Origin of the sequence: Streptomyces sp. NPDC048484, from assembly GCF_040651415.1 — a bacterium.
GTDB lineage: Bacteria > Actinomycetota > Actinomycetes > Streptomycetales > Streptomycetaceae > Streptomyces.
The window spans coordinates 1-13208 of record NZ_JBEZJY010000053.1 but is presented as its reverse complement, the minus strand read 5'-3'; the positions used below and the strand labels follow the sequence as shown (position 1 = coordinate 13208).

Below are 13208 nucleotides of genomic sequence, written 5' to 3'. Positions count from 1 at the left end.
GCGCACGGCACCCCGTGAATACATCCAGCCGTGCGCGGATCCCACGTCCCACGCTGGGCACCCCCGTTGCCGAGCGCGGGACACCCAGCCCGGCGCGGGAACGCCGGACCGGTGCGCCTTCGTGGTGGACGAGGTCGCCGGCCTGTCTCCCGCGCCGGGCGCCCACCACCGCGTCTCCCAGAAGCCGGAAGGCTTCACCGTGGCCGAGTCATATTCGCGTCAGGCCCATCACCGCCTGAACGACCAAGGACAATTACATGCCCTCAGAAATACCAGCACTGGGCAGACAGAAGAAGCAGATCATTGAAGTCATCGAGAGGGGGACCGTTCCGCGCGTATTCTCACCTTCGATACGCGAGATCGCGCAAGAAGTCGGGCTGAGTTCGTCCTCTGCGGCCTATCACCTCAAGGGCCTTGAGGAACTGGGACTGCTCAAGCGCGACCCGGGCAGATCCCGCTCCTACGAGATCGTGACCGGCTCCGACACCCTCGATCCGGTACCCGCATCTCAGGGCTGTACGTGCACCCTGGGCGGCGCCGACAGCAGCACCGAGAAGACGCCCGGGACAATATCCGTCCTGCAGCTCACACTCGAACCCGCCCACGGCCACGCCCTGCTCAAGGGCGCGCTGCTGGCCGTTCAATGCGCCGAGCCCGAGGCTTCTGACCGGGCCGGCCGCGCGGCCCTCGTCGGCCAGGTGGTGGCCGTCATGTGCCCCTGCACCAGCGGTGTTCCTCTACCCGGCCGGCCCGACACCCTGACCGCACAGGAACACAGCCCTGCCCCCACAGCCGATCGTTGCCCCGCTTCCGGGAGGACACCGTGACCAAACTTCGCGCGGTGACCTGGAACCTGCTCAATGGCGGAGTGGATGACTCATCGGAAGAGCGCTTCCATACGCAGACGGACATCGTCAAAGAAATCCGGCCCGACGTGCTGGCTCTCCAGGAATGCACCCTCTGGGACGAGGACGACAACCGGCGCCTGACGGCCATGGCCGGAGAACTCGGACTGAAAGCCGTCGCCATGCTCCCCTCCCGTATCGGCGACGGCCGCAACTTCACCGCGCTGCTGTACCGGCCGGCCCAACTCCACCTGGTCGACTGGAAACAACGAGGCCAAGGCGCCCTGCACCACGCCATGATCCGCGCCCGGCTGCGCCCGCTCGATACGCCCGACGGCAGTGCCGACTTCAACGCCCTCGCCACCCACCTCGCCTTCACCGACGGCGACACCCGGCTCGCCGAAGTACGCGGATGGGCGACCGACTTCGCCGGTGAATTCCCTGGCGCTCCACCGCGGTCCCTGCTCCTCGGCGACCTCAACTGTGCCCGCCTGTACGACACCTTCGACTGGAACCTGATCCCCCGGAACCTGCACGCCCGGTACCGCCGCATCCTGCCCAACGGGCACTTCGGTGACGCCGACCTCCGGGCCCTCCAGGTGCTCCTGGCTTCCGGCTGGCAGGACCCGGAAAGCCTCACCCAGACCCTCAGGAAAGCCACCGTCGGCTACTACTACGACAACGAGCCGCAGCCCTTGTGCCTGGACCACATCCTCGTTCACGGCTTCACCGTCCACGCCTACTGGACTTACGACACGCCCGCAGCGCGCGCCTCGTCCGATCACCTGCCGACCGTGCTCGACGCGGAAATCAGCGGGACAGCCTGACCGCCCGTATCTCCCCGGTGCCCCGCCGTGCGCGGAGCTCCGCGGTCCCCGGCACGGGGATCATCCACCCCGTTCCTCACTCTTCGGAGGGCCCCTTGGCCGGTATACGCAGCATCGAACCCGTGGTCACGGTGATCACGTTCAACCTTGAACGTGACGGTGGCCCGGACGAAGGCGGACAGCCTCCCCAGCGGTGGCGAGACGCCCACGAACTGCTCAACGAGCATCAGCCTGACGTGCTCCTGCGTCAGGAGATGACCCATAGCCGGGACAAGGGCCACCGCCGGCTCCACGCCGCCGAACAGCTCCTGAAAATGCGGGGCTTCATCGGCGCGCCCGGCACCGGCAACAACCCCACCGGGCTGTTCGTGCGACCCTCACTTTTCGACGTCCACCAAGTGTTCGAGCACGCTCCGCTGTGGCGCACCCCTCCCACCCACATCATCGCCAGCCTGCGGGACGTTCCCGAGGTCCCGATCGTGATGATGAGCTGGCACCTGGCTTTCAACGCACCCCGCGGCCGGGAACGGGAGGCCGACGAGATCCTCGCAGCCGCCGACAAAACCAACGCAGGGATGGCGTTCCTCGGGGGCGGCGACGCCAACGAATACCCGCATCCCACCGGTGAACTCATCCCCCCGATCGACTGGACCAGTCCCAAGATCACCGACCGGATGCACATGATGCACCGCACCAACGCCGGCCCCGACGGAACACGCGTCAGCTGCACCTACGCCGACAAGACCCTGCTGGGGGCCGGCCTCCACAATCCCGCCCGGTATGCCGCGCACACGCTCCACCAGCCCGACGCGCTCGGTGCCACCGCCGGCTGGACCAAGCCCGGCCAGGGTGGAAAACGGCGCATCGACCGCGACTACGCCGACCCCTGGCTCATCAACGCCGTCATCAAGGTCGAGGTCATCGAGACCACCGGCATCAGCGACCACGGAGCCGTCAAGACCGTCTACTCCCTCGCCGGAATGGTCGAAGCACTGCGCCGCAACATCACAGCCCTCGATGCGTACGACCTCGCCTTCTGACCCGCCAACACGACCTCCCAGACGTCGATCAAGGACACCTGTGCGGCCCGATCACCCCGCCCTCCTCATCCCTGACCGTCTCGCCCCGAGCGATCCGACCGACATGCGGCCCGCGGTGCGCTACCTCCAGCCCCGGCCCCGCAGCCCGCACACCGTCTCTCCCACCTCGCCCACAGGCCCGACGACTGATGCGCCATCCCTCGGAGGAATCGTGAACAAGCACAAGATCGACGCTACAAGGCCGCACTCAGCCCGCACGTGGAACTACTGGCTGGGCGGGAAGGACAACTACCCCGTCGACCAGGAGGCAGGCGAGGCATACGCCAAGATCGCCCCCCACATCAAGACGATGGCCCTCGCCTCCCGCCAGTTCCTGATCCGTACCGTGACGGTCGTCGCCGGGGAGCTGGGCATCCGTCAGTTCCTGGACATCGGCACCGGCCTGCCCACGGAAGACAACACGCACCAGGTCGCCCAGCGCGTGGCACCGAAATCCCGGATCGTGTACGTGGACAACGACCCGCTCGTCCTGAGCCACGCCGAAGCTCTGCTCACCAGCACTCCCGAGGGCGTCACCGACTACATCGACGCAGACCTGCACTACCCCGAGAAGATCATCGAGGCGGCGCGCAAGATCCTCGACTTCGACCAGCCTGTCGCCCTGATGCTGATGGGCATCCTGGGCCACATCCAGGACTACGAGGAGGCCCGGTCGATCGTCCGCCGTCTCCAGGCGGCCCTGCCGCCGGGCAGCTACTTCGTGCACTACGACGGCACCGACACCGACGCCGAACTGAAGCGGGCCCAGGAAGGCTACGACGACACCGGCGCCGACCCGTATGTACTGCGTAGCCCTCGGCAGGTCGCCGCCTTCTACGAGGGCCTAGACCTGCTGGATCCCGGCATCGTCTCCTGTCCGCTGTGGCGCCCAGAGCCGGGCACCGACCCGCAGCCGACGGACGTGTACGGCGGCATCGGCCGTAAAAGGTAACTGGCCGCCCCCGCTCCGGGCGGTGCAATCGACCGGCGGGCCAGCCAGCACAACAGCCCTGCCGTAGCCCATCCAAGACTAGGAACCGGCTAGTGGTGGACCTGACCAGGCCCCGCCGCCGCGCCCCCGGTTCCCCCGCCCTGCACCCGGATGACCTTCCGTGGCGATGCGGCATCCACCTTCATCCAGTTCCTCAACCCCAGGTCAGAGAAAATGATCATTGGTCTTCGCCGTGGGATCGACTCACCCATCAATCCCAACTACGCCTACAGCCCTGACTTGACCGTGCCCCGGCCTCTGAGCGGCCATCTGAGCACGGTCCATTCCATCGACCACTGGGTCGCCGGACTCCTGATACGCCCGATGCTCGCAGACCTGGCCGAAGTGGGCAGGTGGCGCCGGGACACTGCCCAGCGGTACGTGGTCCAGGATGGTCTGTGCCACTCCTTCTTCTTGGAGCGCAGCCTGCGGCACGTCTCCGTCTACTTGGCGGACCACAGCGAGCACGACTGTCTTGCCGCGCCCAGCCCGCCGCCACCCGCGGGCCAGCGCACGTGGTTCTGCCTCCCCGAGGATCCTGTCCGACCGCCTGAGGGCAGCCACAATGCCTGGCGTTACCTGTTGCGTACAGCGGTCGATCTGCCCGTACGGGTGACTCCCACGGCATTTCGCGACTTCGCCCGCCTCGACCCCGGCTCGGGCCTCGGCCCTGCGGACACGTTCCTCAGCACATTCGAGACGCTGGCCGAGCAGGCCCGGATCGTCCACACGCTCCTGCCGGAGGGCTCCGGCAGGTTCAACATCATCGTCGGCACCCAGGTATGGGCGGTGCGCCACGAGGGCGCCCCTCACCCACCCCGCAAGCCGGAAATCCACAGCATCCAGCACTTCCGGGACCCTGCCGCCCCGTCACGGACCGGCCACGCCGCCCCGGTGTCCCTGCTCGACGGGCCCGTCCCTGGGATCAGGGATATCGCAGGCAGCGAAGTCGTGGTGGGAGGCGGTCTGTGTCACGTCATACGGTCGCCGACGGCCGCACACCGACCCCCACATGAGCCGTGAGCACACGGCCGGCTCCCGCCTGGGGGCGCCCGGGGCGTCCTGGGTGCCGAGGAGGACACGCAGGGAGCGGCGGACCTGCCATGCCAACTCACCGCTCCAGCCCAGTCGTTGACGGTATTCGACGGCACGCTGGTCGATGGCTGCGGCCAGCACGGGGTCCGTCGGCGCGGGAGAGCCGCAGCGCTGCCCGGACTTCAGATCACGGCGGGCCTCGAACAGCGGAAGTTGCGGGTGGGTGACGGGCTCCACTGGGCGAGGCGCGCAACTGCCCGCGATCCACGAACTGCACCCCGGCAAGGTCGGCGCGCAGTCGTAGCCCTTTACCCGTCGGCCGCACCATGCGTGACGGAGCCTCCAGCCACAACACGAAGACGATGAAAGGGAATCCTGTGCAGATAACGACCGGTGAACTGTCCGGCGGTGGCCGCCCGTCCGAGGACCGCATCCTCATCAACGCGGATTCCACTCTGGTGGTCGTCCTCGACGGCGTCTCCACCCTCACCGATGAAATCCCCCGCGGCGGCTGGTACGCCCAGGCACTCGGAGAGGAGATCCTCGCCGCCCACAAGCGCGCCCAGCACCTCGACCTGCGCACCACTCTCAACGAGGCCATCCACGCGGTGGCCCAAGAACACGGGCTAGTCCCGCGCTCCTCGCCGGCGGCCACCGTGGCGATCGTGCGCCACCGCCCTGACGACCACATGGTCGACGCTCTCGTACTGTGCGACACGCCCGTTGTCGTCGAGCAGCGCGATGGCTTCGAGGTGCTGCGCGACGAGCGCCTTGAGACCCTCGTCTGCCTTTCCCCCGACCGCGAGGTCATGTTCGAACAGTTGCAGGCCGGGCGCGGATTCCAGTCTCCGGAGCACCGCCAGGTGGTTAAGCGACTGCGGGATCACCAGATGCAGCACATCAACCGGACCGGTGACCCGCTGGCGTACTGGGTGGCCGAGGCCGCCACGGAAGCCGCCTGGCAGGCCGTGGTGCGCTCCTGGCCCGTCTCGGACGTCACGCGCATGTGGGTCATGACGGACGGCTCCTTGGCTGGCGTCGAGCCCTACGGGCGCTGGTCCTGGCACGAATTCGCCAACGCCTGCGCCGCCCTCGGGCCGCAGCAGGTGGTCGAGACCATCGACGCCTACGAGCACAACGACGACCCGGACGGCATCAGGCACCCCCGCTACAAAATCTCAGACGACAAGGCGCTGGCCTGCATCGACTTCGGGACCCAGCGATGAGTGAGCGGCACACTGCCAGGCAGAGCGCCGCACGGACGGTCTTCCGCATGACCGGTCCCGGAACGACCGTGCTGGCTGTGCACGCTCACCCCGACGACGAGACCTGGGCCACCGGGGCCGCCCTCTCGACGCTCAGCGCGCTCGGCTGCACCGTGCATCTGCGCGTGGCCTCCGGCGGAGAGGCAAGCGAGCCCGGTCAGACGGAGGTCGCCGCACGCACCCGCCGGGCGGGCCGACTCGCCAGCGCGACCGCAGCCCTCGGCGTACATCACTGGGACTGGCTGGACGAGGGACGTTGGATCGACACCGCCGGCCACCCGTCGCCACGAGCCCTGACTAGCGCGCGGCTCGAGGACCTCTCCGGCGCCATCGTCCAGCACGTAGCCGACATTAACCCCGATATCATGCTCACCGTTGGTGCCGACGGACTGACCGGACACCCCGACCACATCCTCATCCACCACGCGGTGCGGCACGCGACAGCTCACCTCCCTGTTCCCGTGACGGTGTTCGGAGCGCACCTGCTGCACAGCGACATCGCGCGCGGCCATGAACTACTGCGCGCCGAACTGGGCGACACCACCATCGGGTCAGGACGGTGCACCGGGTCCGCAGTCCACACGAGCCTCCGCACGCTGACCGCCACCGCTCAGGCGGCTTCAGCACGCCGCACCGCAGTGGACCACTACAGCGGGGGGCTCGGTACCGCGCGGCTGGCCGACCTCCTGCGCACCTACCCCGGGCGCGGCGATTCCCTAGTGCTGCGCGGTGTGCACGACGCCATCGGGTGGGGCACCGAGCGATATTGCACATACGGCACCACATTGAGGTGAATCGCCGCCGAGGCGATCGAGGTCAACGCCCTCTCAGACCGACGAGCAGGTATTGATCGACCATCGACTGCTCGAAGTCCCTGGTCTTCTGCGGCGCCCGCAGGCGCCGCAGAAGACCAGGTGAGCACAACACCGCAGGAGTCATCGACACCCTACAGATCAGGAGATCTGACTGTGCATCGAGAAAGCAAGCGAAACATCAGGATTCTCGATGAAACGTCATCATTTTCTCTTGAAGGGCTGCACCTGTGCCGACCTGCGTTCTCGCTCTACCTGCGGCTTCGTAACGACGTAGAGCCCGCGAGACTTCAGGCACTCAACAAGGAGGAGGGGCGATGAGGCGGTTCCTGGGACCAGGGCGGCTGTGGGGGCACGCCTGGCCCTGGCCTGGGTGCTCGCCTCGACCGGCGAACCGGACGCCGAGGCGGTGGTACGCGCCCTGGCCGATGCCCTCGCCGCCGTCCACGGACCGGACCATCGGGACACTCTGGCTGCCCGGCACCTGCTGGTCGGCGTTCTTCGCGATCAGCACCGTTTTGAGGAGGCGGTCGGCCTGGCCTGGGACCTGCTCGCGGTACGCGAGGCCGTACGCGGCCCGGAGCACCCGTACACGCTCCTGCTGCGTGCCGAACTCGCCCTGCTGCTGCACCGCACCGGCCGCACCGGTGAGGCGACGGCGCTGGCTGGACAGGCCCTCGCGACAGCCACGAACGTCCAGGGCCCGCACACGCGCTACACGATCAGGATCCGCGACATCCACCACGAGATCACTGTGACCTGAGCGTCCCGCGGAACGCCTCGGCCGGGCCCGGCAACCGCATCACCGTGTGTCCGCCGGCTCCGGTGGCCGGTTGGCGCCGCCCGGCTTGGACGCCTCGGCCCAGCGTTGCGTGCCCTGCGGGCCGGGCCGGCCCCCGCCTCCCGGCGCTGGTCCTTCCCTGACCGCTCTCTCAATGAAAGACGACCGATTCAATGATTCACAACAGTTTCTCCGTAGCTGCCGGTGAACTCTCCGGCGAAGGCCGCTCCAGCGAGGACCGCATCGTCCAGGCGCCGGGAGCCGTCATCGTCCTGGACGGAGTCTCCACGCTCACCGACGACGAGCCCCGCGGAGGCTGGTATGCCGAAGTCCTCGGCAACCGGGTGGCCTCGGTGCTCGCCGCCGGCCCGGACGCCGACCTGCGCCAGGTGCTCGAACAGGCCATCGCCGGCATCGCTGGTGAGCACGGGCTCGTCGCGGGGGCATCCCCCGCCGCCACCGTCGCCGTCGTGCGGCACCGGGGCGACACGGTCGACGCGCTCGTCCTGGCGGACACTCCGGTGATCGCGCGCACCGTCGCCGGCACGATCGATCCGGTGCATGATGACCGGCTCGCCCGCCTGGTCACCGACCGCCCGCAGTACGCGGAGTATCAGGCGCGGCTACGGGAGGGCCGCGGCTTCCAGGCGCCCGAGCACCGCATCCTGCTCCAGGAACTCCGGGCCCACCAGCTCCGTCACCTCAACAACGGCGCACCGGGCGGGTACTGGGTCGCCGAAGCCGTGCCCGAGGCGGCCCGTCATGCAGTCGTGCGCTCCTGGCCGGCCCGCGACCTCGCCGACATCCTCGTGATGACGGACGGGGCCAGCGCCGGCATCGAGGAGTACGGGCTGTACCTCTCGTGGGATGACCTGGCTGACGCCTGCCTCACCGACGGACCCGACACGGTCGTACGGTTCATCCACGACACGGAGGCGGCTGACCCCGACGGCCGACGCTGGCCCCGCTACAAGAAATCCGACAAGGCGCTCGCCTATCTCCGGTTCGCACCCGTTGCCCGCCCGGCCTCGTGAGCGGCGGCGCCCCGCCGAACCGTCAGCGAACGACGGGGAGCCGACCGGGCGTCCAGGGAATCCTTGCTGAACGTAGCGCGTGGCATGCACGCGGACGGTACGTGGGGCGGGCCAGGGGTGCGGCAGACAGCGTCCGCCGCACGCAATGCCTCGATCGGGTGATGTTCCCCCTGTGCGGGTGATCGAACATCGCATCACGGTCTCATCTTCCAGTCCCGCCAAGGGCGGCCCCCGTTTCCTCGAACGTTCGGCCGCCACGTCGCTCCCGGCCGGCCGTAACGGCTTCTGAAGCAGGGGAGTTGTTCAGTCGCCGGATCCACCCACCCCGCGCAGGAGGACCCCCATGAATCCCGTTCCCGCCCTCACCCCGCTTCCTCCTGCTTTCGACCAGCGCGTCCACACGGACACGTCCGCTCCTCTCCGTGCCGTGTATCAGGTTGACGCCGTGCACAGGTCCACCGCAGATAGTTCATGCCCGAAACCGGGGTGGGGGGCATGAGCGTCGCCCAACCGATTCCGCCCGCCCTGCGGGAATGGGCCCAGAGCGTCGTCGGCCCGGTGGACGCCGTACGCGACGTCTCCCACGAGCGTCCCAACTCCCGCGTGTGGGAACTGACCTGCGACGGCGGAGTGTCGTTCGCGAAGCTGGCGCCGGGCCCGACGTTCTTCGGCCGGGAAACCTGTGCCCTGCGCGAGGTGGCGCCCGGCCTGGAGCCGGTCACGGCGCCCCTCCTGCTGGCAGCCGATCCGCACCAGCAGGCCCTGATCCTGCTCGTTCCGGCGGGCGGGGGTGTGACATGACGGGTCCCCGCCTGCCCGCGCAGAGCTCCGGGCCCCAGAGCGCCGCCCAAGGACGGAAGGTGCTGCCCCCGCCGGCCCCGGCTCAGATCAAATACACCGGGCAGTACTCGGTGAACCCGATGGACGGGGTGTCCTTCCGTGCGCTGTGCGCCCGGATCCCGTCGGTCCTGCGGCGGATCGCGGGCATGTCCTGGGCCGTCGACCGGACAGCGGTCGTACTGCTGCTGGTCTGCCAGGTGACGGTCGGCGTGGCGGCGGCCGGCCAGCTCACCGCCACCGCCCAGGCGATGCGCCCGCTGCTGAACGACGGCACCGTGCAGGAGCGGCTGCACACCGCGCTGCCCGCACTGGTCGTCGTGGCCGTGATGGCGGCCCTGTCCCGCACCGCCGGCGCGGTCTCGGCCTACGGTGAGCGGCGCATCACACCGCAGCTCACGACCGAGGCCGACACGACGCTGGTCGCCTCGGTCTGCCGGGTGGAGGCGGCCACCCACAGCGAGGACGGATTCCACGACCGTCAGGAAGCCGCCGAGATGGGGGTGCTCCGCAGCCACGTGATGGTCGCCGACGCCCAGCAGCTGATGTCCTCGCTGATCAAACTGGTGACGGCGTGCGGTGTCCTGTCGGTACTCGACTGGCGGCTGCTGCCGTTCCTGCTGCTCGCCGTGCTCCCGGCCGGGATCGGCTCGGTGCTCACCGCGCGCGTGGACTACGAGATCCACTACGCGAACATCGCCAACCGCAACGCGCGCGGGATGATGCGCTGGTGGGCGACCAGCCCGAAGTACGGCGACGAGGTCCGCGCCAACTCGATGGCCGGCTATCTGCTCCACTGGTACCGCACCCTGTCGAAGCAGGCGGACGCCCGTTCACTGGCTGCCACCCCCCGCATCCTGCGGATCGCTCTGGGCTCCGCGGCGTGCGGCGGCGTGTTCCTGGTGGGCACGTGGACGGCGCTGTACTGGCTGGCGGCCACCGGAAGGATCGCCCTGGCGATCGCCGCGACCGCGGTCTTCGCCGTCCAGACCACCCTGGGCGCGCTGACCCAGCTGGTCCGCAGCGCCGCCGCCGTCTTCCACACCAGCCTCTACCTCGGCGACATGACGGACTTCCTGGACGAAGCCGAACAAAAAGCACCCCACCGTGGCGAGTTGACGGCGCAGGCCCCCATCCAGGAGATCCGGGCGCAGGACGTGGTGTACCGCTATCCGGGTAAAGAAAAACCGGCTGTCGACGGGGTGTCGCTGACCCTGCGGCGCGGGCAGATCCTGGCGCTTGTCGGGGTCAACGGCTCCGGCAAGACCACGCTGACCCGTCTGCTCGCCGGGATCCTCCTGGCCGACCGGGGCACCGTGACATGGAACGGCGACGACCTCGCCACGGTGGACCCCGACACCGTGTGGGAGCTGACCGGGCTGGTCCCGCAGGTTTTCGCGCAGTGGCCACTGCGGCTGCGCGAAAACGTCACCCTGGGCCAGCCCCGCTCCGAGTCCGACACCCCGGTGTGGGAGGCCATCGACTCCGTGGGCCTGCGCGAGGCGGCCGAGGACCTGCCCCACGGGCTCGACACCCTGGTGGCACGAGAGATCTTCAGCGGGGTCGAACTGTCCGGCGGGCAGTGGCAGCGCGTGGCCTGCTCCCGCGGCCTGTACCGGCTCCCCGAGCTGTTGATCATGGATGAGCCGACCTCCCAGGTCGATCCGGAGGGCGAGCACCGGGCGTTCGAGACGCTCAAGGAGATGTCCGCGGACCGCATCACGATCGTCGTGACGCACCGGCTGGAAAACACCCGGATCGCCGACACGATCGTCGTGATGGAGGCGGGCCGGATCACCGAGCAGGGCAGCCATGAGGAACTCGCCTCCGCGAACGGGGAGTTCGCCCGGCTTCTTGCCTTGTCCCGGGACCGCTGACCGTCCAGGTGCCGCCCAGGCGGGCGGCACCCGCCACCGCCCGAGCAGTCCATTGATCCGGAAGAAACACCTATGGCCGGCCTTCAGCTGGCCGACGCAGACGGGAGACACTGCAGGATGAGCGCGGAAGAATACTGGTGAGTCCGGCTATTGGACCTTGCGGAATGGTCGGCTGGACAAGAGCTGCCCCCTCCTCACGGCTGGACCGATTGAGCCTCGCCGTCATCTTCATCTGCTGCTTCGGTCCAGTACTTGCGGCTGTCTCCCAACCCGCTGGATGCATAGGCCATGAGGTCGAAGGGGGGTATCCAGGCTGTAGCGAAGGCGGCGTTCATATAGATCGCGAGGGGATAGATGATGTCGCCGTCCGGCATGGGGTCCACGAGGTGGAGGTTCGTCCCGGGCAGAGCAGGCCGCAGTGCTTCTTCGTCAGGCGTGAGCCAGCCAAAGTAGCCCTTGCCGAGGACCCAGATGGCGTCAGGACATAGAGAACGGTCGTGCTCGTTGCACCACTCTGCGAGATGATTGCCGAGCGTGATGGGGTCGATGCTGCCGAAGGCAAAGATCATTCCCACGGTTGGGAACGGCTTGTAGCCATCTGGAGCTTGCCGACGTTGATCCCCCAGATTCCTCTGGTAGGCGGACTTCGGAAGGCTCTTGGCCTTCCGGATCTTCTCGCAGTCCTCGCGCAGGCCGTCTCTGTCGAGGAAGGACTTGACTTCGATGAGGCCGTAGACGCACTCGTTCGGCACGATTGCGTAGCCACCCGAGTCAAGTAGAGGGGGCGTGCTGCGGTCACAGATGACGGTGTCGCACTGAGCTGATTTTTGCCCATCGACCGAGATGATCTCGGCGTTGTGGCGGGCCTCGACGTGGCCTGGCAGGTGGCTCTTTGCGAAGGTGTGAAAGATCCCTTCGCGGCTGGTCCCCTTCCCGCCCGTGTGCTGGAAGGCTCGTGTCGCTTCGAACTCCTCCTTCATGCGGCGGGCAATCGAATGAAGGGTCTGTTCCAGCAATTTGCCACTCATGTACGTATTATACGTTTCTTGCCAATAGTCTGCTCTGGTCCAGCTGGTCAAGTCTGTCGGGCATTCCGCCGGGCGACCTCCGCTGCGTTTCCCGGACGAGTGTTTCCAGCTTCTTGGGTCCACTGGTCCAAGCTGAGGCGGTGTTGAGATGGAGGCCGAGGAGTCGGCCCAGGACCACTGCTCGGAGTTGGCCTGCTAGTTCCATGAGAGCGGTGCTTCGTCCGGCTCGGGTATGGAATCCGAGCCGGACGAGACGGTGCGAGAGCTGGGTGGCTGCCATCGGCGTCGCCCGGCTCACCGGCTGCCACCTGGAGCAGGGGCCCGATGCTGGTAGTTCTGGCTATCAGAAGTTGCACAATAGGTGCGTCAAGGGCGGCTCGGTATGCCCGAGCCACCCTTGACGACGGTTGTCAGCAGCAGTCGCAACCCTGGGCGCAACCGCATGTTGCTGCGGCGCTCGCGGCAGGGACGTGATTGGTGGGCGCGCAGCAGCCCTTCCCTTGCCAGGCGTCGCGGCCTTCCTTGACTGCGCTGGCGGCGATGACGAGGGCGGCGATCGGGTCGGCCCAGGACCAGCCGAGCAGCAGGTTGGCCAGCAGGCCGACCAGGAGCACTGCGGAGAGGTAGGTGCACAGCAGGCACCCGCCCTGACGCTCGGACTGGAAACCCTCCTCGGCGAGCACTCGTTCTACCGCGTCACCCTCTGAGAGACATCTCTGGGTCCTAAGAAGTCAAGCCGCGGCCGTCAGTGGTGACGTGCGAGGGGAGGTGAAGGCACGGTGTTCGTCGAAGTGGAG

At 68.0% G+C, this 13208-nt stretch carries 12 protein-coding genes and 1 pseudogene; 11 read left to right on the top strand and 2 right to left on the bottom strand.

The window, feature by feature from the left end; translation table 11 throughout:
• Positions 1-257 precede the first annotated feature (257 nt).
• From AB0D14_RS37460 to AB0D14_RS37410, 11 genes are all read left to right on the top strand, one after another.
• Positions 258-827 (top strand): helix-turn-helix domain-containing protein, encoded by a 570-nt coding sequence (locus AB0D14_RS37460; protein WP_362787626.1) that lies wholly within the window; start codon positions 258-260, stop codon positions 825-827.
• Positions 824-1672, top strand: coding sequence for an endonuclease/exonuclease/phosphatase family protein (locus tag AB0D14_RS37455; RefSeq protein ID WP_362787624.1), 849 nt, complete (start codon positions 824-826; stop codon positions 1670-1672). The genes AB0D14_RS37460 and AB0D14_RS37455 overlap by 4 nt, the downstream gene beginning before the upstream one ends.
• Before the next feature lie 95 nt (positions 1673-1767).
• The gene (locus tag AB0D14_RS37450; protein ID WP_362787622.1) at positions 1768-2712 is read left to right on the top strand and encodes an endonuclease/exonuclease/phosphatase family protein; all 945 of its coding nucleotides are present in this window, start codon (positions 1768-1770) and stop codon (positions 2710-2712) included.
• Between the two features lie 211 nt (positions 2713-2923).
• Positions 2924-3703 carry an SAM-dependent methyltransferase gene (locus AB0D14_RS37445; protein ID WP_362787620.1) on the top strand — a complete coding sequence of 260 codons (780 nt, stop codon included), beginning with the start codon at positions 2924-2926 and terminating at the stop codon, positions 3701-3703.
• Between the two features lie 213 nt (positions 3704-3916).
• Entirely contained in the window at positions 3917-4765 is an 849-nt protein-coding gene (locus tag AB0D14_RS37440) for a hypothetical protein (RefSeq protein WP_362787618.1), read from the top strand.
• 389 nt (positions 4766-5154) lie between these two features.
• Entirely contained in the window at positions 5155-6003 is an 849-nt protein-coding gene (locus AB0D14_RS37435; RefSeq protein WP_362787616.1) for a hypothetical protein, read from the top strand.
• Between the two features lie 47 nt (positions 6004-6050).
• Positions 6051-6836 carry a PIG-L family deacetylase gene (locus AB0D14_RS37430; RefSeq protein WP_362787614.1) on the top strand — a complete coding sequence of 262 codons (786 nt, stop codon included), beginning with the start codon at positions 6051-6053 and terminating at the stop codon, positions 6834-6836.
• 364 nt (positions 6837-7200) lie between these two features.
• A complete protein-coding gene (locus tag AB0D14_RS37425) occupies positions 7201-7617 on the top strand; it encodes a tetratricopeptide repeat protein (RefSeq protein ID WP_362787612.1) in 417 nt (138 codons plus the stop codon).
• Between the two features lie 191 nt (positions 7618-7808).
• Positions 7809-8669 (top strand): hypothetical protein, encoded by an 861-nt coding sequence (locus AB0D14_RS37420; RefSeq protein ID WP_362787610.1) that lies wholly within the window; start codon positions 7809-7811, stop codon positions 8667-8669.
• Positions 8670-9164: 495 nt separating this feature from the next.
• Positions 9165-9470 (top strand): hypothetical protein, encoded by a 306-nt coding sequence (locus tag AB0D14_RS37415; RefSeq protein ID WP_362787608.1) that lies wholly within the window; start codon positions 9165-9167, stop codon positions 9468-9470.
• 119 nt (positions 9471-9589) lie between these two features.
• On the top strand, positions 9590-11383 hold the full coding sequence (locus tag AB0D14_RS37410) for an ABC transporter ATP-binding protein (RefSeq protein WP_362787699.1): 1794 nt from the start codon (positions 9590-9592) through the stop codon (positions 11381-11383).
• Positions 11384-11577: 194 nt separating this feature from the next.
• Here the strand turns inward: AB0D14_RS37410 and AB0D14_RS37405 are convergent, their stop codons facing one another.
• Together AB0D14_RS37405 and AB0D14_RS37400 are read right to left on the bottom strand one after the other, a co-directional pair.
• On the bottom strand, positions 11578-12411 hold the full coding sequence (locus AB0D14_RS37405) for a DUF6602 domain-containing protein (RefSeq protein WP_362787606.1): 834 nt from the start codon (positions 12409-12411) through the stop codon (positions 11578-11580).
• A gap of 410 nt (positions 12412-12821) precedes the next feature.
• Positions 12822-13049, bottom strand: a pseudogene (locus AB0D14_RS37400) (cation transporter); the annotation flags it as partial.
• Between the last annotated feature and the right edge of the window lie 159 nt (positions 13050-13208).